This window comes from Thermoanaerobacter ethanolicus JW 200 (genome assembly GCF_003722315.1).
In the GTDB taxonomy this organism is placed as follows: Bacteria; Bacillota; Thermoanaerobacteria; order Thermoanaerobacterales; family Thermoanaerobacteraceae; genus Thermoanaerobacter; species Thermoanaerobacter ethanolicus.
The window spans coordinates 1,961,560-1,986,814 of record NZ_CP033580.1; the positions used below are offsets into that span (position 1 = coordinate 1,961,560).

Below are 25,255 nucleotides of genomic sequence, written 5' to 3' on the forward strand. Positions count from 1 at the left end.
ATCATATTTTATGTAAAATAATAAGTATATCTTAAAAATTTTTTTGAAAGGGTAAGAAGTTATATGGGAATTTTAGGAATTATTGTCGAATATAATCCTTTTCACAATGGCCACCTTTATCATCTGCAAATTTCAAAAAAATTAACTAATTGCGATTATACTATAGCAGTAATGAGTGGAAATTTTGTACAAAGAGGAGAGCCAGCTATTGTAGACAAATGGAAACGAACTCAAATGGCATTAAAAGCCGGTATAGATTTGGTAATCGAGTTACCAGTAGTATACGCTACCTCTACAGCTGAAAATTTCGCTTATGGAGCGGTGAAACTATTAGATTCTTTAAAAATAGTAGATTGTATTTCCTTTGGGAGTGAAAAAGGCGATTTAAGCGAACTCACAAAAATTGCTGAAATACTTTTAGAAGAGCCAATTTATTATAGAAAAGCATTAAAAGAATATTTAAAAAGCGGCATAACCTTTGCAAAAGCACGGGAATTAGCATTACAAAAAGTTATAAATAATAATGAAATAGAAAAGATTTTACAAACATCCAATAACATATTGGCAATAGAATACCTTAAATCTTTAAAGAAAATAGGTAGTTCTATTGCACCTTTTACTATAAAGCGAAGAGGCTCTTTGTATACTTCGTTAGAACTAAAAGGAGAATTTGCCAGTGCCTCTTCTATAAGAAAGCATATTTTTGAAAAGGGACTAGAAGGTTTAGAAAAATATATACCGGACTTTACAAAAGAAATTTTGCAAAGTTCTTTTGAAAAAAAACAAGGTCCCATATCTTTAGAGGAATTTTCTAATATTTTAATTTATCTGTTGAGAAATCACATTCCTCTCAATCACATATTTGATGTCTCTGAAGGCTTAGAAAATAAAATTTACAAAGCTTCTTATAAAACTAATAATGTTGAAGAACTTATAAAACTTATAAAATCAAAGCGATACACAGAAAGCAGAATAAGACATATACTCATTCATCGATTACTTAATATAGATAAACAAATTTTTAAAGAATTTGATGGCCCTAATTATATAAGGGTTTTGGGTTTTAATGAAAAGGGCAAAGAAATGCTAAGAGAAATAAAGAAAAAATCTCCCCTTCCTATAATCACAAAAGTATCACAATATAAAATCAAACTATCTAATACTAAAATGTTTGAAAAAGATTTATTTGCTACTGATGTCTATACTTTGGCTTATAAAAACTCCTCTATCGCCGGTTTAGACTTTATACATCCTTTAATAAAACTTTAAATTCCCCACCATTCATTTTTAAAGGACTTTCTAAATAATATAGTAATGATACCAAAACAAGGTGGGGATAAATCTTGAAAAACACTTTTTTAAATATTTTTATTTCTTTTTTAATTTTAATGGTACTATCTTTAATATTTTTCCCTAAAGAAGCATTAGAAGCCGCCAGAGGCGGTATAAACCTTTGGCTTTTTACTATTACTCCTTCTCTACTTCCTTTTTTCATAGGTTCAGAGCTTCTTTTACAATTAGGAGTAGTGCATTTTTTAGGCACTTTTTTAGAACCTATAATGAGACCTTTATTTAACGTGCCAGGAAGTGGCTCTTTTGCAATGGCAATAGGATACACTTCCGGTTATCCCGTGGGGGCTCAAGTGATATCAAGACTTTGGGAAGAAAATTTATGCACAACAGAAGAAGCAGAAAGACTCATGTCCTTTTGCAATAATTCAGGCCCCCTTTTTATGTTAGGGGCCGTAGCAATTGGCATGTTCGGTAGTCCAAAAGCCGGATACATAATCATGGCTTCTAATTACTTAGCAGCTATAACCACTGGACTTCTCTTTCGTCTCTACAAGAAAAATTCTTATAAAAAGCCCACTTCAACAAAAAACCTTTTAAATGCTGCCATCAAAAAAATGTATTATACAAGAGAGCAGAACAAAAAAAGCTTAAGTACTATCCTGTCAGAAGCTGTCTTTAAATCAACAAATACTATTATCATGATAGGAGGTTATGTTATACTTTTTTCAGTGGTAATAGAATTTTTAAAACTGTATAAAATTTTGGATTTTCTTTCTTACTTCATATCTCCTATATTCATATTATTAGGTTTTGACAAAAGTCTAATACCTGCTTTCTTAAGTGGCCTCTTAGAAATAACAGTAGGTTCAAACTTAATAAGCCAAGTTTCTGCATCTTTAGAACAAAAAGTAGTATTAGTAAGCGCTATAATAGCATGGGGCGGAATATCGATACATGGACAAGTGTTAGGAGTAATAGCAAAAACAAAAATAAAATATCTTCCTTATTTCATTGCAAAAACAATCCAATTTTTTCTTGCCGCTTTATACTCCTATTGGTTACTCTCTGTAATAAGAATTCAAGAAGAAAATGCAATTTCCCACGTTTTCAACCTATATACTTACAAAAATTCCTGGGACCTATTTCAATTTTCTTTAGTAATTTTTATAATTGTCACTTTGACTATCCTACTTTTTGCAATAGCTATAAAACAATATCTACAACAACATTAACTATTTGTTGCCTTTTAATTCTTCTCTATTTCTCTTAATAGTTTCTAATATTTCAGACACCTGTGACTCAATTTTAGCGAGCAATTCATCAGCATATTCTCTACTTCCTAACCTTATTTCCTTTGCATTAGCTTGGGCAGTAGAGATTATTTCTGCTGCCGTCTTTTCCGCCTTTTTAACTATCTCACTTTCACTCACCATTTCCTTAATCTTTTGTTCGGCTTCTTTTATTATCATTTCTGCTTCCTGTTGTGCCTCTAAAAGAATTCTTTGCCTTTCTTGTTTGATCCATTCCGCCCTTTTAAATTCATCTGGCAATTTTATTCGGATTTGTCTTATTAAGTCCAAAACTTCTTCTTTGTTTATCAAAACTTTGTTAGAAAGAGGAATAGAAGAACTGTTTTCTATAATGTCTTCTAATTCTTCTAAAAGATTAAGAACTTCTAAACCATCAAAATTTGACAAAAATAAAACCCCCTTTAATTATCTTGAAAATTTTTCTATTAATTTTTGAGCCACAATATCAGGCACAAACTCAGAAAGACAACCGCCAAATTGTGCAATTTCTTTTACTACACTGGAACTTAAATATCCATACTTTGCATTAGTCATTAAAAAAATAGTTTCAACAGAAGGGTTTAATTTTTTATTGATTAGCGCCATTTGGAACTCATATTCAAAATCAGATACCATTCTTAAGCCTTTTATTATAGCATTAGCATTGACTTTTTTAGCATAATCTACCAATAAACCATCAAAATAATCAATCTCTACATTAGGAATATCATAAGTTACCGCTTTTAAAAGCTCTACCCTTTCTTCCACTGTAAATAAAGGCTTTTTCGACGGATTTAAAAGCACAGCTACAATAAGCTTATCAAACAGATTTGCTCCTCTTTTTATAATATCAATGTGTCCATAGGTAACTGGATCAAAACTCCCTGGATAAATTGCAGTTTTCATATTTCCTCCTTATAAAATGATAATATCGTCTCCCCATATTTATTTTCTCTTATCTTTACTAAATTTCCATACCTTTCTCTTATTTTATCATTTTTATGGTGTTCTGCTATGATAATGCCGTCTTCCTTTAAAACTTTAGCCTCTCCAAGCTTTATAAGAGTTTTTTCGGCAAGGTTTTGATAATAAGGGGGATCTAAAAATATTATATCAAACTTTGTGTTATTTTTGTCTAATATTTCAATAACTTTCAACACATCTCGGTGAAGTATTTTAGCAAAAGGTATTAAATTTAATTCAGCTACATTCTCCCTTATGCATTTTATGCTTTTTAAGCTTTTATCTACAAAATAGCAAAACTGGGCCCCTCTGCTTAATGCTTCGATGCCTATATTACCTGTACCCGCAAATAAATCCAAAAAAATACTTCCTTCTATTTTGTTCATCAATATATTAAACAGCGATTCTTTAACTCTATCAGCAGTTGGCCGCACTTCATCGCCTTCTAAAGATTTTACCTTTCTTCCCTTTAACTTACCTGCTATCACTCTCAAAGACATTACCCCCACTTCAACAATTATTTTAGCATATTTTTTAAAAATATCGCAAAAAATATGTATAAAATTTTTTCAAAATGGCAAATAATATTTATGGGAACAGAAATTTCCCCAAAATTCTTCCTTCAATTTCTCCTCTCCCAGTCCAGGTAGGCAACTACCTGGATTAAAATTTTAAAAGGGCAATCGCAAGGACTGCCCTTTTTTATTATAAATTATTTTATTTCCAAGTTCCTTTGCTGGCCATCTGGCTTTCTGCCATTTGTATCATTTTTCTTACCATATGGCCACCTACAGCACCGCAATCTCTTGATGTGAGATTGCCCCAGTAGCCATCAGCTGGAGGAGTTATTCCTAATTCATTAGCTATCTCATACTTCCATTGGCTCATAACCTGTTTTGCTTCTCTTACCACAAGAGGATTCTTAGTTTCTGATCCTACAGCCATTTTAATCACCTCCTAAATCATGTTCCATTATTAATTTAACCCGCTATTTAGGTTATATACCTGTAAACAATTGCTATATATACCTTTTGATATTAAAAAGGATATCCCAAAGGGATATCCTTTTTTTATATTAATAATATGATTTATTTCCAAGTTCCTTTGCTAGCCATTTGGCTTTCTGCCATTTGTATCATCTTCCTTACCATGTGGCCACCTACAGCACCGCAATCGCGAGATGTGAGGTTGCCCCAGTAGCCATCAGCTGGAGGAGTTATTCCTAATTCTCTTGCTATTTCATATTTCCATTGGCTCATAACCTGTTTTGCCTCTTTTACCACAAGAGGATTTTTGGTTTCTGATCCTGCTGCCATTTCAATCACCTCCATTTGTGTTTGTATTATTAATTTAACCAAATTGCTTTTTTATAAACTATAAATTTGTTTTCAAAAATGTATAAAAGTGATTGAAATGGCAAATAATAAAAATTTATTTTTCCTCAAAAAACACTCCTGCCGCATCAGGCCCTGCATGGGTACCTATTCCGCAGCCAGCTCTTGACCTTAAAAACTTAGTTATTCCTAACTCACTTCTTAAAGCGGCTTCTATTTCATTTAAAAATTCTTCTTTATCTGTATGAATTAATCCCACTTCTCTATCTGTAAAATCTACTCCTGTATTTTTCATATAATCAATCATCCAGCGAATAACCTTTTTTTGACCTCTAACCTTATCTACTATTTTTAATTCCCCGTCATCATTCATTAAAATAGGCTTTATATTTAAAATATTTCCTATAAAAGCCTGTGATTTAGGTAGACGTCCTCCTCTGTACAGATAGTCTAAAGAATCAAAAGCCATTATATACCTAATTTTAGGAATTAAATCATACACCTTTTCAACAATTTCCTCCTTAGAAGCCCCTGCAACTGCCATTTTAGCAGCTTGAAGAACTAACATACCATTTCCTAATGTAAAATGTCTTGAATCAATAACTTCAATCCGTTTTGGGTCTACCATATCCTTGGCAATCACAGCAGATTGATAAGTGCCGCTAAATTTAGAAGTCAAAATGATGGCAATGATGTAGTCATAGCTCTTTAATAAATCCTTAAAAACCTCCATGAATTCTACTGGTGAAACTTGAGTAGTTGTAGGCATTTTCCCTTCTCTTAAAAGCCTATAAAATTCTTCTTTTGTTATATCTACACCATCTTTATAACTTACACCATCAATATTGATAGTCAGAGGAACTACAAATATTCCATAAGTTTTTACTAAATCCTCAGGTATGTCAGACAAGCTATCTGTGACAATCGCTATCTTTTCCATACTACTATTCTCCTTCTCTAATTTAATATTATTCCTTCTAATTTTTGATAAAATTGATTAAGTAAAATACTTTTTAGCTTTGGATGGTTTTCAAGTTTAGGATCTTTTTCCAGTAACTCTTCTACATCTTTTTGCACTGTCTTTAAAATATCTATGTCTTCAAAAATGTTAGCAATTTTAAATTCAGGAAGACCATGCTGTCTTAATCCTAAAAATTCACCTGGTCCTCTTATTTCTAAATCTTTTTCTGCAATTTTAAATCCATCAGAAGTTTGAGCTAAAACTCCCAGTCTTTTTTTAGCTATGTCAGAATTAGAATAACTAATCAAAATACAATAAGACTGAAATTCTGACCTGCCAACTCTACCTCTAAGTTGATGAAGCTGTGCAAGTCCAAACCTTTCTGCATTTTCTACAATCATCACTGTTGCATTAGGTACATTTACTCCCACCTCTATTACTGTAGTAGAAACTAAAATATCGATTTTGCCATTTACAAACTCTTCCATAACCTTCTCTTTATCGCTGTCAGTCATTTTACCGTGTAAAAGTCCTACTTTAGCTTCCTTAAAAGCATCTTCATAAATTTCTCTATATACTATTTCGGCAGACATCGCATTTATTTTATCCGATTCTTCAATTAGTGGACAAACTACATAAACTTGCCTTCCCTTTTTTACTTCCTTCATTGCAAACTCGTAGGCTTTTTTTCTCACAGAAGAAGAAATAACGTAGGTTTTAACTTTTTTTCTTCCAGGAGGTAATTGGTCAATTATTGATATATCTAAATCTCCATAAAGAATGAGAGCTAATGTACGAGGAATTGGTGTAGCTGTCATAACCAAAACATCGGGATTTTCACCTTTTTGTGTCAAAAGCGCCCTTTGTCTCACACCAAATCGGTGTTGCTCATCAGTTATACAAAGTCCTAAATTGTTAAAAATAACATTATCCTCTATTAGTGCATGTGTCCCTACTACAATATCATAATCTCCATTTTTAATTTTTTCTAGTACTTCTTTTTTATTAGAAGGTGAAATGCTGCCAGATAAAAGCCCAATTTTTATATCAGTATTTCTAAAAAGCTCTTTTAATGTATGATAATGCTGTTTTGCCAATATCTCCGTTGGAGCCATCATTGCCACTTGATAGCCATTCTTGACAGCAATGTACATGCTGCAAGCTGCAACAACTGTTTTACCAGAGCCCACATCTCCCTGCACTAAGCGATTCATCACTTTGTGAGAATTCATATCTGCAATTATTTCTTTTAAAACTTTTATCTGCGCCGAAGTCAATTTAAAGGGTAATCCCATGAGAAAAGGCTTTAACTCTACTCTTTCAAATTTTATCCCCTTTTTCCCTTTAACAGACCTTTTCATTAAAAATAAGGCCATTTGCAGCAAAAAAAGTTCTTGATATTTAAATCTGTATTTTGCTTGTTCTAAATATGCCTCATTTTGGGGGAAATTTATATTAATTAGTGCGTTCTTTATATCCATTAATCCTTTTTCAGATAAAAATTCTTCATCAAAAAACTCTTCCACTTCCTGTACATAATCATGAAGCGCATTAAACATTATCTTCCTGATAGCATTTTGCGTCAACCCTTCTGTAAGCCCATAAATAGGAACTATCCTTCCAGTGTTTAATTTAAAATCTTCACTTTTTTCTAAAACAGGATTTTCTACTATTAACTGCCCATATTTAAATTGCAATTTGCCGTTTATTATATATTCTTCACCAATTTTAAAATTATTCTTTATATAGGGTTGATTATACCAAACTAATTCTACTGCACCTGTTCCATCTTTTACAGGCACTTTAGTTATGATAACTTTTGAAGTCTTTATTTCTCGGGGACTACCTGCAATATAACCTCTAAAAGTTTGTTTTTCCCCAACTTTTAGGTCCTCAATCTTTAAAATATCGCTTCTATTCTCATAATCTTTGGGAAAATAGAATAATAAGTCCTCTACTGTGTTTATTCCCAATTTTTTAAGAAGTTTTGCCCTTTTAGGTCCAACTCCTTTTACGTACTGAATATCCAGATTTAAAGGCATTTCATTTCACCTTTACTCTATTGATATAACATAATAGTAAAGCGGCTGACCTCCAAAATAAATTTCCACATCTGCCTCTACGGAAAGAGAATTTTTCAATTCCTCCGCTTTTTCTTTTGTAACTTCTTCCCCATAATATATGCTAACTAATGAAGAATCCTCATCTAAAGCTTTATAAATCAATTCTTGTGCTACTTTATTATAATCTTTTCCTACTGATTCCAGACTGTCATTTATAAAACCTAACACATCTCCTTTTTTGATTTCAAAACCGTTTATTTGCGTGTCTCTTATTGAATAAGTCACTTCAATTGTCTTTATATTACTTAATATTTCTTTTATTCTAGTTACATTTTCCTCTAAACTTTTTTCAGTATCAATATTTACAATGGCAGTTATAGCTTCATTAAAATTATTTGTTGGGATTATTTCTACTTTCTTATTTGATAAGGCTTTTGCTTGTTCGCAAGCCATTATTATATTTTTATTATTAGGAAAAACTAAAATATTTTCCGCATTTATCTTTTTTATACCCTCTAAAATGTCATTTGTACTGGGATTCATCGTTTGTCCACCATTTATAATAACATCACAACCCAGTTCTGAAAAAAGATTTTTAATTCCTTCTCCGTTAACTACAACCAAAACCCCATATTTTTTTTCAGGCTTTCGCTCTTCACTTACCAAACTTTCATGTTGTATTTTCATATTGTCAATTTTTACTTTTATAAGTTCACCTATTTTAAGTCCTTCTTCTAATACTAATCCAGGATTGTTGGTATGCACATGGACTTTTAAAATGTCATCATCTGAAACTAACACCAAACTATCTCCAAATTTGCCAAATTTCTCTTTTAAAATAGCTTCTGCATAAGTCTTTTTTGTTTTGACTAATATTTCTGTACAATATAAAAATCTTAAATCCTCCACAACTTGCTTATTTGTTACTATCCCTTCTAAAACTTCTATCGGCTCAATTTTGTTTCCTTTAAACCCTTCAAACATCCCTTTTAATACATACACAAATCCCATTCCACCAGAATCAACTACTCCAGCCTCTTTTAAAACTGGTAAGAGATTGGGGGTGTTTTCTAAGGACTTTTCTGCAGCTTCAATAATCTTCGGGAAGAATTCTTCAAAATTTTCAACTTGTTTACATATTTTTTCAGCCTCTTCTGCAGTTTCCCTACATACTGTGAGAATAGTACCTTCTACAGGTCTCATAACTGCTTTATAAGCTACCTCTACACCAGCTTTCAAGCCTTCTGCAAAATCGCAAGGAGTTATCTTTTTTGTATCTCTAAGTCGTTTAGAAAAGCCTCTAAAAATCTGGGACAAAATAACTCCAGAATTACCTTTTGCCCCCATCAAGGTGCCTTTAGAAATAGCATCTAAAACGTCTTTTATCGTATCTTGTGATTTTTCTAACTCTTTGGCAGCGTATTGCATTGTATACGCCATATTAGAGCCAGTATCACCATCTGGAACAGGAAAAACATTAAGTTTATCAACTTCTACTTTATTGTTAAAAAGATAATTAGAGCTTGCAGTCATCATGTTCTTTAAAGTTTTTCCATCTAAGTACTTCAACATAACTTCCTCCTCAATTATCAACTTTAATTCCCTGAACATTTATTATTACATTTTCCACTTTTACTCCTACAAATTTCTCGACAGCATATTTCACTTTTTCAATAGCATTCGCTGAAACAGTTTTTATATTTACACCGTATAGGACAACTATATAAACTTCCAGTGTTACACCATCTTCTGTAGCTAAAACTTTGACTCCTCTCCCTGAATTTTCTGTTTTAAATATTTCTATTAATCCATTTGCTCCTCTCCTCCCCAAGCCTACTATCCCATAACACTCCGCTACTGCTCTACTGGTTATAGCAGCAATTGCATCATTTGAGATATTTATTACTCCATATTTGTTTTTTATTTGAATCATTAATATCCCTCCAAATCAATCTTAATTTATATTTTACCTGAATATTTCAATAACATCAACTAGCCTGCGATGTCACCGGAGAAGCTTAAGCAAAATGTCTGCTATATTACTCACCTATTAAAATTTTACACCTGCTTTATTGTAAAGGTATTTACATTTACAAAAGATGATGATAAAATAATATCGTTGTGTTAATTTCTCTATTGTGTAGGTAATTATTTTTTGATAAAATATTATTGTCTTTCAAAGGAGGTGCAACTATGCTTAAGTGCGATATTTGTGGAAAAGGGCCTTTAGCAGGCTATCAATATAGCCACTCCCACAGAAAATCTATAAGAAAGTGGAAACCTAACATAAAAAAAGTAAGAGCTATAGTAGATGGTACTCCTGTTAGACTCCATGTATGTACAAAATGCTTAAAAGCAGGAAAAGTACAAAGAGCATTATAAAGAAAGACGTGCATTTTTGCACGCTTTTTTATTTTATTTTTTCACTTAAAATATATGTTTACATAATAACCGGCTATTACAAGAAAAATTCCTAGAAAAATCATCCACAACCAGGCAGGAATATACATAACAAATATCAATACACCCAAAGCCATCAATATATATCCCAGCGAATAATTCAATTGCCTATTTAATCGCTTCAGCTTATAAAAAAATTTATCCATAAAAACACCCCTTCCCTCTTTAGTTACTATATACTATTCATTGGAAGGGGATTTTGAAACTATTCTCTTGGCTTTATCACTAATAAAAGTCCTTCTTCTATTTCTATAGTGGCTTTATCCTCTGTAAAAACATTGCTTATACCGTAAGGCATCTCTAAATCCATACTTTGACCTGAAAGACCATAAAACAAGCCTTTAGTGTATATTCCCTTTACTTCCTTTGAATAAGGCAGTAAAGATAAAAGTTCTCCTTTTTTACCTTCAACCTCTATAAATTTATTTATCAAATATATTTCATTCTTTTCATTTACAATTTTACCCTTAATATTGCGATTTAGTAGATAGAGTAAAAGTGAAAGACTTGCATAAGAATGGTCAAATCTTTCTCCAATCACCCCTATAAAAGTAACGTCTGTTGCCCCCAATTCTATAGCTTTTAACATTGCCAGTTGCGTATCTGTCTCATCCTTCATAGGAGGAAACTTTTCTATTCTTACCCCTTCATTCTCATAAAACTCTAAAATTTCTTCTTTTATTGAATCAAAATCTCCTATTATAAGGTCTGGTTTTATCTTCATTTGGTAAGCATGATTCGCTCCACCATCTGCACATATTACCATATCTACATCCTTTAATAGCTTTTCATAAAAATTATAATCTTTTATATCTCCATTAGAAATAATTAAAACTTTCATTTTTCTATTGCCTCTCTAAATTCTTTTATAGTTTGGGCAGGATTTGAAGAATCAAAAATTGCAGAACCAGCTACAATTATATCAGCTCCTGCCTCAACCACTTCCTTTACATTATAAAGGTTAATTCCACCGTCTACCTCAATTTCAAAGTTTAAGCCTAAATCTTCTCTCATTTTCTTTAATTCTTCAATCTTTTTAAGCATTGAATCTATAAACTTTTGTCCTCCAAATCCAGGATTTACTGTCATAATCAAAATCATGTCAACATCCTGTAATATATATTTTAAAGTTTCTAAAGGTGTGGCTGGATTTAAAGAAACCCCAGCTTTTTTGCCGTAGCCTTTTATTTTTTGTATTGTCCTATGTAAGTGTATACAAGCCTCTTGGTGGACAGTTATAATATCCGCTCCTGAATTTGCAAACTCCTCTATGTACAAATCCGGATTTTCAATCATCAAATGGACATCAAAAGGAAGAGAAAAAAATTTTCTAAGAGACTTTACAACTACTGGTCCAATGGTGATATTTGGAACAAAATGGCCATCCATTACATCAATATGTAAAAGGTCAGCATCTTTTTCTATTTTTTTTACATCTTCTAATAAATTCGCAAAATTTGCAGATAATATTGAAGGAGCTATTTTCAATTTTTAGTACCTCCTCTTCTCTTTTTCCTTTAATTCTTTTAGCAGAGAAAGATAACTCAAATATCTGTTTTTATCTATTAATCCCTCTTCCACAGCCTTTATAACATTACAATCTGGCTCATTTACATGAAGACAAGAAGAAAACTTGCATCCCTTTTGAAGCTCTAAAAATTCTTTAAAATAATACCGTAAGTCTTCCTTAGCAATATCCAACGTCAAAGCAGTAAAACCTGGCGTATCTAAAACATACCCTCCAAAATCAAGAGATAAAAGTTCTACACTTCTTGTAGTGTGTCTGCCTCTTAAAAGCTTTTCACTGACTTCCCCTGTCTTTAATTTTATATTTGACTGAATAGAATTAATCAAAGAGGATTTCCCAACTCCAGAAGGGCCTGCAAAAAATGAAACCTTGTCCTTTAAATAAGATTTTAATTCCTCAATTCCTTCTTTTGTAACTGTAGAAGTAGCCACTGCTTTATATCCTATTTTCTGATAAATAGTCACCAAATCAAAAGTCTTTCTATCCTCTTTTAAATCCACCTTATTGATACAAATTACAGGTTCAATATCATTGCTCTCTGCTAAAACAATCATTTTATCTAGCAAAACTCGATTAAGCTCTGGCCTGACAATAGCAAATACTATTATCGCTTGGTCTACATTAGCTACTGGAGGCCTTGTAAGTTCATTTTTTCGTGGTAAAATGTTTAGAATATACCCCTCACTATCGTTTATCATTTGAATTTCTACAATGTCACCTACTAAGGGAGTAATATTATCTTTTCTAAACTTTCCACGAGCACGGCATTCTACAATGCCGTGCTCTGTAGCTACGTAATAAAATCCAGCTATCCCTCGTACAATTCTTCCTTCAATCCTTGTCAATTAAAATCTCGCCTCCACTGTACTATATACCTGTCCATCTATATCCACCTCAAGCGTAGCTTTACCTTTATATGCCGTAACAGGCACTGTAAGTGGACTGTCTTGATAAGTGTGCTCGGCAGAATATACTAGATTCTTTTGTCCGTTTTGTATTACATACACATCCACTTTCATAGTACCCGGTTTGTCAGGCAATTTAATAATAACATTTTTAGTTTGTTGTTGTAAAGAATCTTGAGGCATCTTGCTAACAATTAAATCTATCGGACTTCCCTTTTGAACCTCACTATTTGGAGGAACACTTTGCTCTAACACAATGTTTTCTGGTACATCAGTTGTCTCTTTATAAATGACTTTACCTAATTTTAAACCAGCATTTTCTAAGGCAGTTGTCGCTTCCTCCAATGTCATATTAACTACGTTAGGCATTATTGCAGGCTGTGGACCTTTGCTAACATACAGATCAATCACTGTGTTATATTCTACCTGTACTCCCTGTCTTGGATTTTGGTCAAAAACATACTCTTTAGGAAACTGGTCATTATATTGTTCTATAATATTTGCTTTGAGGCCCATATTCTCAAGAATATTTTTAGCCTCTAAATAATCTTTATTTATCACATTAGGCACCACAACAACTTGCTTACCTTTACTAATCACCACGTAGACCGTACTTCCAGCTTTTACTACGCTCCCTTGTGGAGGGTCTTGAGATAAAATAGTATTTTCAGGTTTATCGCTATACCGCTCTTCACTTATCTCCATTTTTAAATTATGGTCTGACAAAATTTTACTTGCCTGATTTAATGACGAACCCACCACATTTGGAACTACCACATCGCTTACTTTGAAAAAGTTATTGAGGACATACATCGTACCATAAGCTAAAGAAGCCAGTAGCAAGAGAATTAATAAAACAGTTGCTATTCTTTTTATGACATTTCTCCTTTTCTTTTCTTTTTCCTTCCTTTGTGCCGCTCTCTTTAACTCCTCTACATCTTTAGAAGGAATCACTCGTGTTTTTGTGATTTCTTCTTCTTCTTTGAAATTTAGTTCTTTAGGGTTTCGCAAAAAAGTGTCTAAGTCCTTAAGAAAATCTGCTGCAGTTTGATACCTTAAATTTACATCCTTTTGAGTAGCTTTTAAAACTATTTGATCTAATTCTTTCGGCACTTTGTCATTTAGCTTTGAAGGGGGGATTATATCTTCTTGAATGTGTTTTAAAGCAACAGAAATAGGACTATCGCCCTCAAAAGGCACTTTTCCCGTTAACATTTCATAAAGGACGATTCCTAAAGAGTAAATATCCGTCCTTTCATCTACTATTCCACCCCTTGCCTGTTCAGGCGAAAAATAATAAGCAGTCCCTACTACATCTCCAGTGTAAGTTATAGTAGAACCATTAGCAGCTCGTGCAATTCCAAAATCAGTAACTTTCACCACATCGTCATCAGTAACAAGAATATTTTGAGGTTTTATATCTCTGTGAATAATGCGATTCCTATGGGCATGGTCCAATGCCTTGCAAACTTGTCGTGCTATTTCTATCGCTCTACCTACCTCTAATGGCCCACCATTTTCACTTATAAGCTTTTTTAAAGTACGTCCCTTTACATATTCCATCACAATGTAGTAAATATCCCCTTCTTGCCCAACATCGTATATACTCACTATATTAGGGTGAGAAAGACTTGCTGCTGCCTGAGATTCTCTTCTAAATTTTTTTACAAAATCCTCATCTGCTGCAAATTCAGGCCTCAAAATCTTGATTGCCACTATTCTGTTAAGGAGATGACACTTTGCTTTGTAAACTTTAGCCATTCCGCCTTCGCCAATTTTCTCTAATATTTCATAGCGGTTACCTAATATACGTCCAATCATGATGTCACCTCCTTAACAGCAATAAGAGTTATGTTATCATATCCACCGTTAGCCTTTGCAAGATTTACCAAATTAACACAAGAGGTATTTATATCTTCATTCTTAGTAAATTCATCTAAAATTTGTTGGTCTGTCACCAAATTAGTAAGCCCATCTGTGCATAAAAGCAAAATATCTTCTGGCATAACAGTGTCATGAAATATATCTACTTTTACATCCTCATCAACTCCCAAAGCCCTGGTTATTATATTTTTTTGAGGATGAACTCGGGCTTCTTCATGAGTTATTTTACCCATTTTTACAAGTTCTTCTACAAATGAATGGTCTTCTGTAATTTGTTTTATGTGGTTATCTCTTATTAAATAAGCCCTACTGTCTCCAATATGTCCTACAAAAAAACGGTTTTTTGCAAAAAATAACAAAGTAAGAGTAGTACCCATCCCAGTTAATTCACATTCTGAACAGGCTTGAGAATAAACAACTTTATTAGCATATTTAATTGATTTCTCTATAAAACTTTCTATAGAGAAAATTTCTTTATCATGTAGTTTAAAATAATTCTTTTTAAAATAATCAACAATGGCTTCAACTGCAGACTTACTTGCAACTTCACCCCCATTATGGCCTCCCATTCCATCTGCTACAATAAACAGTGGCAAATCTTTTTCCTCTGAGGCATAATAATAATCTTCATTTTTTTCTCTCACATTGCCAATATCAGTTAGGGCAGCTACAATCATAAAAACCCTACCTTTCCTTTAAATACTTTCTCCTCAGCTGTCCACAGGCAGCTTCAATATCGCTTCCCAATTCCCTTCTCACCGTACAAGATATCCCTGCATCTTCAATAATTTTTTTAAACATCATAACTTTTTCATTGTTTGCCTTTTTAAAGCCTATTTCTTTTACATAATTAATAGGTATCAAATTGACATGGCACAACATCCCTTTTAATAAATCAACCAATTGATACGCATGTTCTTTTTTATCATTTACTCCTTCAATTAAAGAATACTCAAAAGTTATCCTGCGCCTTGTTTTTTCTACATAATACTTACAAGCTTTCATCAATTCCTCTAATGGATAAGCCTTATTTATTGGCATTAGTTGAGTTCTCAATTCATCATTAGGAGCATGTAATGAAATAGATAAATTAACCTGTAGTTTTTCATCTGCAAATTGATAAATTTTAGGAACTATTCCACAAGTAGATATGGTTATATGCCTGCTGCCTATTCCTAAACCGTGGGGGTTATTCACTATTTTTATAAATTTCATCACTTCATCATAATTGTCAAAAGGTTCCCCACTTCCCATCAAAACAATATTAGAAATCTTGCCATAGTCGCCGTCTATAGCAATAACTTGGTCTACCATCTCTGAAGCTTTCAAATCTCTAACTTTACCTCCAATAGCAGAAGCACAAAAGCTACATCTCATATTGCACCCTACTTGAGTAGAAATACAGGCAGTATTTCCAAACCTGTATTTTATAGCAACTCCTTCAATAATATTGTTGTCTTCCAGCAAAAAAAGGTATTTCACCGTATCATCTACTTCAGAAACCCTTCTCGCTTCAATTTTCAGTTGTGAAATATAAGCAATTTCTTTTAATTTTGAGCGCAAATTCTTAGAGATATCTGTCATTTCGTCAAAATCTGTAATTTTTTTGTCGTAAATCCACTTGTAAATCTGCTTAGCTCTATATCTACTCTCTCCAATATTTACAAAAAATTCTTCCATTTCTTCCAAGGTCATATCCTTTAAATTGTACAACTTAAAATACCTCCACTATTTTATTCTTTTCAACTTACTTATAAAAAAGCCATCAATTTCATGTTCTAAAGGTGTAGTTTGTACATATCCTAAAGAATCAGTTTCAATGCTTAATCCACTTGGCATCTCAGCTTTTATATCAACCAATTTAAAATCAGGGTGTTCTTTTAAAAATTTCATTATTACATTTTGATTTTCTTCCTTTCCTATAGTGCAGGTACTATACACCAAAAATCCACCTTTTTTTACATATTTTGAACTGGAGTCTAATATTTTATATTGAGCTTCAATTAATTCTGAAATTTCTTTTCTCGTATAATTCTTTAACTTAATATCGGGTTTTTTTCTGATTATACCGATACCTGTACAAGGAACATCTGCTAAGACTTTATCAGCCTTTTCCAAATACTTTTCATTGACAAAAGTAGAGTCAAAGACTTCAGTTTTTACGTTTGTAATTCCTAATCTTTTACAGTTTTCTTTTATCAACTCTAATCTATGAGGATGCAAATCAAAAGCGATAACTTCACCACTATTTTTCATCAATTGTGCTATATGAGTCGTTTTACCACCAGGAGCAGCACACACATCTAATACTGTGTCTCCTTCTTTAGGATTTAAAGTTTTAGAAACCAACATAGAAGCCTCATCCTGAATGTAAATAAGCCCTTCTTTGTACAATTGATGCCTTTCAGGGTTTTTAATATCTATATACAGTGCTTCTTCTAGATAATAACCTTTTTTATAAACAATACCGTCAGAATCTAATAGCCTTTTCAAATCTTCAATATCAATCTTTAGAGTATTAACCCTGTAGCAAATTTCAGGCCTTTCATTTAAACTTTTTAAAAGCGCCTCTGCCTTCTCTTCATCATAATTATTTAGCAATCTTTCCACAATCCAATCAGGATAAGAATATGTTACCTTCAAATATTGCTTTAAATCCCTCTCTTTATCAGGGAAAATTACTTTTTCTTTTTCTCTCTCATAGTTTCTTAAAACTGCATTTATAAAATTTGCTCTCTTTATCCCTAATACTTTTTTAGCTATATTAACTGTCTCATTTATAGCTGCATAAGAAGGAACTTTGTCCATGTACAAAAGCTGGTATAATCCCATTTCAAGAAAAATCATGGTTTTTAAATCCGGAGCCTTCTTTACAAAAAAAGAAAGTATAAAATCTAATGTGTACTTTCTTTCAATAACACCAAATACCAACTCTTTAGTAAAACCTCTATCTATTTCTTTTAATTCTTGACTTCTTAAATGCTTATTAAAGGAAATATTCGCATAAGCTTCTTTTGACAACACTTCTTGAAGTATTTTATACGCTATTTCTCTTGGTTTCATTTATTGTATTTTTCTCCTTTACTCTCTGCTATTTCTTATAATAATCAATCTTAAAAGCTGCATAATAGAAACTAATGCTGCAGCTACATAAGTCAAAGCAGCAGCTTGTAAAACCTTCCGAGCGGGTTCAATATATTCTCTTGTAAAAAGCGCATTTGATTGAAGAAGCGCTATTGCTCTATTGCTTGCATCAAATTCTACAGGCAAAGTAATAACCTGAAAAAGCACTGCTGCACTAAAAAGAAGTATACCTATATTTATCAAATGTAATCCAGGAGCACCCATGAAAAATCCCAAAATTACTAAAGGCCAAGCTAAATTAGCCCCTAAATTAGCTACAGGAACAAGACTGTTTCTTACAGTCAAAGGCACATAGCCTTTTGCGTGTTGTATCGCATGCCCTGCTTCATGGGCAGCTACTCCTATTGCAGCTATAGATTCACTCCCATAAACAGATTCAGAAAGTCTTAAAACTTTTGCTCTTGGATCATAATGGTCAGTCAAATTGCCCGGTATCCTTTCAATTCTAACATCATAAAGCCCCATACTATCCAATATCTTTCTCGCTACTTCCTCTGCGGTATATCCATATCTATTTCTGACGCGAGCATACTTGCTAAAAGTGCTCTGCACCTTAGCTTGTGCATACATAGCAAATATTAAAGCAGGTATTAAAAGTATTATTGTAGTATCCCAAAACATATTATTCACCCTCCATTTAACAATTTTTTTATAGTCTCTTCAATTTTTTGCACATCTACCCGAGTGTTAAAGCAAGGACCATTAGGTCTCTCATTTATTATACCATAAACAGGGATTTGCTTCACGTCTTGCATGCCACTTGTCAAATCTCTTTCACAAGCAATTGCTATTATTACCTTTGGCTTTGTGTCCTTTACTACTTTTCTTGCAAGAGTACCTCCTGTAGCAACTGCCACATTTACACCATATTTTTCTTTAAAGTTTACCAAATCATTGATTTGGCACTTTCCACATCGTCTACAATTATCTATATCATAAGTCACTTTAAATTTACATCCGCTGTATTGTATGCAATGAGGTGCCAATATCAATATGTCTTGTGGAGCATATCTCTTTATATTTTTATTAAACAAAAAATTCTTTATTTCAATGTAAGACTGCTCTACCTTTTCAATCTTTAAATCCAAAACTCTTGCTACAAACACCACTAGGGGATAAAAAAGGTCTAAAAAATTTGCTATGAAAGAGCTTAAAAATTTGTTAGATTTTTTACTGACCACCACATAAAAAGTTGCTCCAATAACAGCTACAATTAAAGCCATCAAAAAGAGAACAAAAATCATTAACGTCATAAGTAGATATTTATAAAGTTCAATTCTACCTCTATTTATTACGTATAAAATTCCCAAAACAATTAAAGTCAAAACCAAAAAGGTAACTGCCAATATCCCCAAAAAAACTCTTTTTTTCCCCTTCAAAAGTAATTCTCCTTTTTAAATTATCTAAAGATTGTCCCTTCAGGTATATTGTGACCTATTAAATATTCCCTAATACCCATTTTTTTAGAACCTTCTTGTTGAATTTCTACTATCTTTAGGGCATCTTTACCGCATTTCACGATTAAGTCCCCTTTTGACTTTAAAACTGTTCCATTTTCTTCATTCCCATTGTATTCAACTATCTCGCCTTTCCAAATTTTTAGCATTTTATCTCCATAAAAAGTATAACAACCAGGCCAAGGCTTCATTCCCCTTATCAAATTTCGTATTTCTTCTGCCGTTTTATTCCAATCTATATGTCCCATTTCTTTAGTAAGTATTGGTGAATAAGAAGCCTCCTCTTCCCGCTGTTTCACAGGAATCAAAGTACCTTGTTCTAACGCCTTTAAGGTTTCTATCAAAACCTCTGCTCCTAATCGAGAAAGCTTATCATGAAGTGTTTCCGCATCATCTTTATCTAAAATAGGAATAGATTTTTTGATAAGCATATCTCCTGTATCCAATCCCTTATCCATAAGCATTGTAGTAATACCCGTTTCTTTTTCACCATTGATTATAGCCCAATTAATCGGAGCAGCTCCTCTGTATTTTGGCAAAAGAGAAGCATGGACATTTATGCAGCCGTATTTGGGCAGTGTCAAAACCTCTTCAGGCAAAATCTTTCCATAAGCTGCAACAACTATGACATCGGGATTTATCTCTTTTAATCTGTTTAAAAACTCTGGATTGTTTTTTATTTTCTCCGGCTGTAAAATTTCTACTCCTTTTTGCAATGCCACTTCTTTGACAGGAGAAAAGCTAAGTTTCATTCCTCTTCCTTTCTGTTTATCTGGCTGCGTAACCACTGCAGCTACATCATACCCTTCTTCAAAAAGTTTTTGCAAAGAGGGGACGGCAAAGTCAGGCGTCCCCATAAAGACAATTTTCAACAATCATACCTCCTTGACATTTTCTTTTTCTTCTTCATCTAAAAATCTTATAGCCTTATCTATAAACAGAACCCCGTTTAAATGGTCTATTTCATGGCATAAAGCTCTTGCCAGTAAATCCTCTCCTTCAATTTCCCTCTCTTTACCTTCTCTATCCAAATATTTTACTTTTACTTTTTTAGGCCTTTTAACTTCTCCTACTACTCCAGGAATACTTAAACAGCCTTCGGCCCCTACCTGTTCTCCTTCTTCATACACAATCTCAGGGTTTATAAGCTCTAAAAGTCCTTCCCCCACATCTATGACAACTAACCTTCTCAAAACTCCTATTTGATTAGCAGCTAATCCAACTCCATCATTGAGATACATAGTTTGTGCCATATCCTCTAATATAGTGAGAATATGAGGATTTATCTCTGTAACAGGTTTTGCTTTTTTCCTTAAGACCTCATCTCCATTTTTTCTAATATACCTTATTGCCAAAATAAATACCTCCTTAAATTTACATGATATTCAAAGGGTCAATGTCTACAGCTATCCTTATATCTTTAGAATATTTCATCTTTTGAATTTCTTCTGCTATCTCTGTCAAGATATTTCTATCTTCACTTTTTAAAATGACCTGCCATCTATATCGGTTGTTTATTTTACTTATAGGAGCTGGAGCAGGTCCTAGTATTTTATTATAACTCTTATTTTGAAGTTTGTTAATAAGCTTTTGACAAGTTAAATAAGTGTTTGCAGCAGTGTTTTTAACTTCTTCTTCCTCTTCTCCTGATATCACTATATTCATTAGATGTGAAAAGGGAGGATATCTAAAAATTTCTCTGTATTTTATCTCTTCGTTGTAAAACTTCACATAATTTTGCTGTTTTGCGGTAACTATACTGTAGTGGTCATCTTCATAGGTCTGTATTACTACTCTTCCAGGCTTTTCACCTCTTCCTGCCCTTCCAGCTACCTGAGTAAGCAGCTGAAAAGTCCTCTCACTGGACCTAAAATCAGGAAGATTTAAAGTTATATCCGCAAGTATTACTCCCACCAACGTAACATTTGGAATGTCAAAGCCTTTAGATATCATTTGCGTACCGATTAGAATGTCTGCCTTACCATTTCTAAAGTCATAAAAAATTTTCTCATGAGACCCTTTTTTTCTTGTGGTATCTACATCCATCCTCAAAACTCTTGCATTAGGAAAAAACTTTTTTATGTCGTTTTCTACCCTTTCGGTCCCTATGCCTAAATACCTAATCCTTTTACTTCCACATTTAGGGCATGTTTCTTTCATAGTCTCCTCATAACCACAATAATGGCAAACCAATTTTTTATCTTCAAAATGATAAGTTAAAGAAATATCACAATTAGGACATTTAGGCACATAACCGCAATCTCTGCAGGAAACAAATGAAGAGTATCCTCTTCTGTTTAAAAAAAGAATAGTTTGCTCTTTCCTTTTAAGATTTTCTTTTATATAGGAAAATAATTTACGACTGAATATTGAAGTATTTCCGCTTGCCAATTCCTCACTCATATTGACAACTTCTATCTGCGGCATAGAAACATTAATCCTTTTTGTAAGTCTTATAAGTTTATATTCTCCTTTATTCGCTTTATAATATGTCTCTAAAGAAGGAGTAGCACTGGCCATAACCAGAACTGCTTTTTCTATTTCACACCGCTTTTCTGCCACTTCTTTAGCATTATATTTAGGTCTTAAGTCTGATTGTTTGTAGGTAGTCTCATGTTCCTCGTCAATTATAATAAGGCCAATATTATTAAAAGGGGCAAAAACTGCATTTCTCACACCAACTACTACGTCCACTAAACCATTTTTTACTTTTCGCCATTCATCAAAGCGTTCTCCCGGTGAAAGGCCACTGTGAATTACAGCCACTCTATTGCCAAATCGACTCACAAACCTTTCAATAGTCTGAGGCGTCAATGAGATTTCTGGTACTAAAACTATAGCGCTTTTGCCTATTTTTATAGCTTCATCTATTAATTGAAGATAAACTTCAGTTTTGCCACTTCCTGTTACACCAAAAAGCAAATATTTATCAAAAGTGCCTGTCAAGATAGAACTTTTAACCTCTTCTACAGCTCTTTGTTGTTCTTCTGTCAATAATAGAGGCTTGGTTCTTTCAATATCTTTTACACTAAATCTCAATACTTCTTCCTCATAAATTTCTATATACCCTTTCTTTTGTAAACTTCTTATAACTCCATAGTCTATATTGAGCACCTTGACAAGCTCAGAAAGCCTAATAGGACTTCTATTTTTTAAATATTGTAATATTTCGTATTGCTTAGGGGCTCTTTTAGAAAGTTGAAAAGGTATCTCATCAATATTTATTTTCACAACCTTTACTTTCTTTTCCCCTTGCTTTATCCCTACAGGCATTATAGTCTGGAGAGCTTCAGAAAAATAACATTTATAATATTCCTTCATCCACTTAGCCAGTTCAATCATTTTTTCATCAAATATGCTATAGCTGTCTAAAATCCTATGGATATCCTTTATTTTATCCACTGAATAAGACGCCTTGTCAGTAATACTTATTACATAACCCTCTATAAATCTATTATTAAAAGGAACAGATACCCTCATCCCAATTTTTACATTCATTCCTTCAGGAATACGATAAGTATATACCCTGTCAGTATTAGAAGATTTAATATCTACAACGACCTCGGCAAACATGGCAACCTCCGCCTATTAAATATTTACCAAATAAAAAAAGCCGAAAGGCCTTACAACAATTTAGCTATTTCATCTAATATCACATGAGAAGCTTCTATCTTTGTCATCAAAGGATACTCCTTTACGTTTAAATCTCTGTCTATGACTTTTATTATATTAGTGTCTACTTCAAAACCTGCTCCTTCTTGAGATACATCATTTGCAACTATTAAATCCATATTTTTCTCCTTTAACTTTCTTTTTGCATATTCTACTAAATTAGTAGTTTCAGCAGCAAAGCCTATCAAAATCTTGTTTCCTTTTTTCTGTCCTACTTCATACATTATGTCTGGATTTTTAACCAACTCAATAGTTAATTTCTCATCATCTTTTTTTATCTTTTCTTTTTTCATCTCTTTAGGTCTGTAGTCAGAAACAGCTGCAGCCCCTATGACAATGTCTACTTCATTAAGGTGCATCATGACAGCATTGTACATATCTACCGCTGTTTCTACAGGAATAAAAGTCACGTCTTTAGGTACCTCTATATAAGTAGGACCAGAAACTAAAATCACTTGTGCCCCTCTTTCTACTAAAGCTTTTGCAATCTCATAGCCCATTTTACCCGAAGAGCGATTTGTAATGTATCTTACAGGGTCAAGAGGCTCTCGAGTAGGCCCTGCTGTTACTAATACCTTTTTCCCTTCAAAGTCTCTTTTTTTCTCATTGTCCAATAACTCTAAAATAGCTTTTTCAATCTCCTCTACATCAGCCAATCTTCCTGCGCCATAAGTCCCACAAGCAAGCCTTCCGGCAGCTGGCTCCACAAATAAAAAGCCATATTCTTTTAAAATTTTAATATTCTTTTGAGTTACAGGATTGGTATACATGTTTGTATTCATGGCGGGAGCAATTAATACAGGACTCTTTGTAGCAAGAATAGTAGTAGTTAACATATCGTCTGCAATCCCATGAGCAATTTTAGCAATAATATTTGCAGTTGCTGGAACTATTGCAAATACATCTGCTTTTTTTGCTAAAGAAATATGCTCAATTTCCCAATATTTCCTGTCTGTAAACATGTCAACAACTACTTTATTGTTAGTTAAAGCCTCAAAAGTGAGAGGGCTTATAAAATTTGTAGCTTCCTTTGTCATTATGACATCCACATTTATGTCTTTTTTTACTAGTCGAGATGTAAGGTCTGCAGCTTTATAAGCTGCTATACCTCCTGTAACCCCTAATACTACATTTTTTTTGCTTGTATTCATTTCAACACCCTCTATTTTATTCCATATTTTTGCGGTCTTTCATAAGTAATAAGTCCTTTATTTACTTCTTCTGTAGCAATTGTTACAGGTTTATCAGAATCTATGTCTACTAATTTAGTGTCACCAGCAATAAGCTGTCTTGCTCTTTTTGCAATTAAAGAACACAAAGTATATTTGCTATCCACTTTTTCCATTAAATCTACAATTGATGGATATAAAATCATACCAACTCCTCCTTGATTTCTAAGTACAAATCCTTATTTCTATCAACTCTGCATTTCTCTGCAATAATTATAGCTCTAATTTTTTCAACCGCTTCTTCTACACTATCATTTATAACTACATAATTGTACCTGGAAACATAGTTTAATTCCTCATAAGCACTTTTAAATCTTTTTATTATCTCCTCTTCTGTCTCTGTCCCCCGTTTTTTAATCCTATTTTTTAATTCTTCCATTGAAGGAGGCAATATGAAAATAAACACTCCTTCTGGAAACTTCTCTTTTATTTTTAAAGCTCCTTGAATATCTATCTCTAAAACTACATCATTTCCTTCTTCTAAATTTTTTAACACGAAATCCTTTGGTGTACCGTAGTAGTGGCCATATACCTTTGCCCATTCTAAAAAAGAATCATTTTCTATCATTTTCTCAAATTCCTCTTCCGATTTAAAAAAATAGTTTTTCCCTTCTATTTCCCCGCTTCTTGGCTGACGGGTGGTGGCAGATATACTCAATTTTAAATTTTTCTCTTTTTCCATCAAGGCTTTGCATATTGTTCCTTTTCCTGCCCCTGAAGGCCCAGAAAGCACAATAAGTAACCCTTTTTTCTTTTTCGACAACACAAATTCCCCCTACTCTTCCTCTTCTTCTTCGTCTTCTTCTAAAGTGTCCTCTAATATCTCTTTATTTGAATTGAGACGATTAGCTACGGTCTCTGGTTGAACAGCAGAAAGTATTATGTGGTCACTATCAGTTATTATAACTGCTCTTGTTCTTCTACCATATGTAGCATCAATAAGCATACCTCTATTTTTTGCCTCTTGAATTATTCTTTTTATAGGTGCTGATTCTGGACTGACTATTGCCACCAATCTATTTGCCGAAATTATATTGCCAAAACCAATATTTATTAATTTAATCGACATACTT

General features: G+C 33.0%; 29 protein-coding genes. 3 read left to right on the forward strand and 26 right to left on the reverse strand.

All coding sequences use genetic code 11. The features are described 5' to 3' along the window. The first annotated feature begins 63 nt into the window (after positions 1-63). A complete protein-coding gene (locus tag EB239_RS09885; RefSeq protein WP_003869205.1) occupies positions 64-1,269 on the forward strand; it encodes a nucleotidyltransferase in 1,206 nt (401 codons plus the stop codon). Positions 1,270-1,343: 74 nt separating this feature from the next. Continuing rightward, the gene (gene ylbJ, locus EB239_RS09890; RefSeq protein ID WP_003869206.1) at positions 1,344-2,525 is read left to right on the forward strand and encodes a sporulation integral membrane protein YlbJ; all 1,182 of its coding nucleotides are present in this window, start codon (positions 1,344-1,346) and stop codon (positions 2,523-2,525) included. Here ylbJ and EB239_RS09895 read toward each other — a convergent pair whose 3' ends face one another. From EB239_RS09895 to EB239_RS09935, 9 genes are all read right to left on the reverse strand, one after another. Continuing rightward, the gene (locus EB239_RS09895; protein WP_003868230.1) at positions 2,526-2,990 is read right to left on the reverse strand and encodes an ATPase; all 465 of its coding nucleotides are present in this window, start codon (positions 2,988-2,990) and stop codon (positions 2,526-2,528) included. A gap of 18 nt (positions 2,991-3,008) precedes the next feature. Beyond that, positions 3,009-3,488 (reverse strand): pantetheine-phosphate adenylyltransferase, encoded by a 480-nt coding sequence (coaD, locus tag EB239_RS09900; protein ID WP_003869207.1) that lies wholly within the window; start codon positions 3,486-3,488, stop codon positions 3,009-3,011. Beyond that, a complete protein-coding gene (gene rsmD / locus EB239_RS09905; RefSeq protein ID WP_404815194.1) occupies positions 3,485-4,045 on the reverse strand; it encodes a 16S rRNA (guanine(966)-N(2))-methyltransferase RsmD in 561 nt (186 codons plus the stop codon). The genes coaD and rsmD overlap by 4 nt, the downstream gene beginning before the upstream one ends. Before the next feature lie 217 nt (positions 4,046-4,262). Continuing rightward, on the reverse strand, positions 4,263-4,490 hold the full coding sequence (locus EB239_RS09910; RefSeq protein ID WP_003869209.1) for an alpha/beta-type small acid-soluble spore protein: 228 nt from the start codon (positions 4,488-4,490) through the stop codon (positions 4,263-4,265). Positions 4,491-4,633: 143 nt separating this feature from the next. Beyond that, positions 4,634-4,861 (reverse strand): alpha/beta-type small acid-soluble spore protein, encoded by a 228-nt coding sequence (locus EB239_RS09915; protein ID WP_003869210.1) that lies wholly within the window; start codon positions 4,859-4,861, stop codon positions 4,634-4,636. A 115-nt stretch (positions 4,862-4,976) separates the two neighbouring features. Beyond that, positions 4,977-5,819: a DegV family protein gene (locus EB239_RS09920; protein ID WP_003869211.1), complete on the reverse strand. Its 843-nt coding sequence runs from the start codon at positions 5,817-5,819 to the stop codon at positions 4,977-4,979. Between the two features lie 17 nt (positions 5,820-5,836). After that, positions 5,837-7,882 (reverse strand): ATP-dependent DNA helicase RecG, encoded by a 2,046-nt coding sequence (gene recG / locus EB239_RS09925; RefSeq protein ID WP_003869212.1) that lies wholly within the window; start codon positions 7,880-7,882, stop codon positions 5,837-5,839. A gap of 12 nt (positions 7,883-7,894) precedes the next feature. Then, the gene (locus EB239_RS09930; protein WP_003869213.1) at positions 7,895-9,475 is read right to left on the reverse strand and encodes a DAK2 domain-containing protein; all 1,581 of its coding nucleotides are present in this window, start codon (positions 9,473-9,475) and stop codon (positions 7,895-7,897) included. Between the two features lie 10 nt (positions 9,476-9,485). After that, positions 9,486-9,836, reverse strand: coding sequence for an Asp23/Gls24 family envelope stress response protein (locus EB239_RS09935; RefSeq protein ID WP_003868221.1), 351 nt, complete (start codon positions 9,834-9,836; stop codon positions 9,486-9,488). 260 nt (positions 9,837-10,096) lie between these two features. On the opposite strand from EB239_RS09935, the gene rpmB reads away from it, so the two are divergent. Further along, positions 10,097-10,285, forward strand: a complete 189-nt coding sequence (rpmB, locus tag EB239_RS09940; protein WP_003868220.1) for a 50S ribosomal protein L28 — start codon at positions 10,097-10,099, stop codon at positions 10,283-10,285. 41 nt (positions 10,286-10,326) lie between these two features. Here rpmB and EB239_RS09945 read toward each other — a convergent pair whose 3' ends face one another. From EB239_RS09945 to remA, 17 genes are read right to left on the reverse strand one after another with little or no spacing between them, the layout of a single operon-like run. Beyond that, the gene (locus EB239_RS09945) at positions 10,327-10,509 is read right to left on the reverse strand and encodes a hypothetical protein (RefSeq protein ID WP_003869214.1); all 183 of its coding nucleotides are present in this window, start codon (positions 10,507-10,509) and stop codon (positions 10,327-10,329) included. A gap of 59 nt (positions 10,510-10,568) precedes the next feature. Next, complete coding sequence (locus EB239_RS09950; RefSeq protein ID WP_003869215.1) at positions 10,569-11,204, reverse strand: thiamine diphosphokinase; 636 nt, start codon at positions 11,202-11,204, stop codon at positions 10,569-10,571. Next, complete coding sequence (rpe, locus tag EB239_RS09955; protein WP_003869216.1) at positions 11,201-11,851, reverse strand: ribulose-phosphate 3-epimerase; 651 nt, start codon at positions 11,849-11,851, stop codon at positions 11,201-11,203. The genes EB239_RS09950 and rpe overlap by 4 nt, the downstream gene beginning before the upstream one ends. Positions 11,852-11,854: 3 nt before the next feature. Beyond that, positions 11,855-12,736 carry a ribosome small subunit-dependent GTPase A gene (rsgA, locus tag EB239_RS09960; RefSeq protein ID WP_003869217.1) on the reverse strand — a complete coding sequence of 294 codons (882 nt, stop codon included), beginning with the start codon at positions 12,734-12,736 and terminating at the stop codon, positions 11,855-11,857. Then, positions 12,737-14,617: a Stk1 family PASTA domain-containing Ser/Thr kinase gene (gene pknB / locus EB239_RS09965; RefSeq protein WP_003869218.1), complete on the reverse strand. Its 1,881-nt coding sequence runs from the start codon at positions 14,615-14,617 to the stop codon at positions 12,737-12,739. Continuing rightward, positions 14,614-15,357, reverse strand: a complete 744-nt coding sequence (locus EB239_RS09970; RefSeq protein ID WP_003869219.1) for a Stp1/IreP family PP2C-type Ser/Thr phosphatase — start codon at positions 15,355-15,357, stop codon at positions 14,614-14,616. Before EB239_RS09970 ends, pknB begins: the two co-directional genes overlap by 4 nt. Positions 15,358-15,364: 7 nt before the next feature. After that, positions 15,365-16,393 carry a 23S rRNA (adenine(2503)-C(2))-methyltransferase RlmN gene (gene rlmN, locus EB239_RS09975; RefSeq protein ID WP_003869220.1) on the reverse strand — a complete coding sequence of 343 codons (1,029 nt, stop codon included), beginning with the start codon at positions 16,391-16,393 and terminating at the stop codon, positions 15,365-15,367. Between the two features lie 15 nt (positions 16,394-16,408). Further along, complete coding sequence (gene rsmB / locus EB239_RS09980) at positions 16,409-17,743, reverse strand: 16S rRNA (cytosine(967)-C(5))-methyltransferase RsmB (protein WP_003869221.1); 1,335 nt, start codon at positions 17,741-17,743, stop codon at positions 16,409-16,411. Positions 17,744-17,761: 18 nt separating this feature from the next. Continuing rightward, a complete protein-coding gene (locus EB239_RS09985) occupies positions 17,762-18,445 on the reverse strand; it encodes a zinc metallopeptidase (RefSeq protein WP_003869222.1) in 684 nt (227 codons plus the stop codon). Positions 18,446-18,450: 5 nt separating this feature from the next. Further along, the gene (locus tag EB239_RS09990) at positions 18,451-19,203 is read right to left on the reverse strand and encodes a DUF116 domain-containing protein (RefSeq protein WP_003869223.1); all 753 of its coding nucleotides are present in this window, start codon (positions 19,201-19,203) and stop codon (positions 18,451-18,453) included. A gap of 20 nt (positions 19,204-19,223) precedes the next feature. Then, positions 19,224-20,153 carry a methionyl-tRNA formyltransferase gene (gene fmt, locus EB239_RS09995; protein ID WP_042835398.1) on the reverse strand — a complete coding sequence of 310 codons (930 nt, stop codon included), beginning with the start codon at positions 20,151-20,153 and terminating at the stop codon, positions 19,224-19,226. 3 nt (positions 20,154-20,156) lie between these two features. Then, positions 20,157-20,636 (reverse strand): peptide deformylase, encoded by a 480-nt coding sequence (gene def, locus EB239_RS10000; protein ID WP_003869225.1) that lies wholly within the window; start codon positions 20,634-20,636, stop codon positions 20,157-20,159. 19 nt (positions 20,637-20,655) lie between these two features. Continuing rightward, positions 20,656-22,854 (reverse strand): primosomal protein N', encoded by a 2,199-nt coding sequence (gene priA, locus EB239_RS10005; RefSeq protein WP_003869226.1) that lies wholly within the window; start codon positions 22,852-22,854, stop codon positions 20,656-20,658. Positions 22,855-22,904: 50 nt separating this feature from the next. Beyond that, complete coding sequence (gene coaBC / locus EB239_RS10010; protein ID WP_003869227.1) at positions 22,905-24,104, reverse strand: bifunctional phosphopantothenoylcysteine decarboxylase/phosphopantothenate--cysteine ligase CoaBC; 1,200 nt, start codon at positions 24,102-24,104, stop codon at positions 22,905-22,907. Positions 24,105-24,115: 11 nt separating this feature from the next. After that, positions 24,116-24,328, reverse strand: coding sequence for a DNA-directed RNA polymerase subunit omega (gene rpoZ / locus EB239_RS10015; protein ID WP_003869228.1), 213 nt, complete (start codon positions 24,326-24,328; stop codon positions 24,116-24,118). Further along, positions 24,325-24,948 carry a guanylate kinase gene (gene gmk / locus EB239_RS10020; protein ID WP_003869229.1) on the reverse strand — a complete coding sequence of 208 codons (624 nt, stop codon included), beginning with the start codon at positions 24,946-24,948 and terminating at the stop codon, positions 24,325-24,327. The genes rpoZ and gmk overlap by 4 nt, the downstream gene beginning before the upstream one ends. 9 nt (positions 24,949-24,957) lie before the next feature. Then, positions 24,958-25,251, reverse strand: coding sequence for an extracellular matrix/biofilm regulator RemA (gene remA, locus EB239_RS10025; protein WP_003869230.1), 294 nt, complete (start codon positions 25,249-25,251; stop codon positions 24,958-24,960). Positions 25,252-25,255 lie beyond the last annotated feature (4 nt).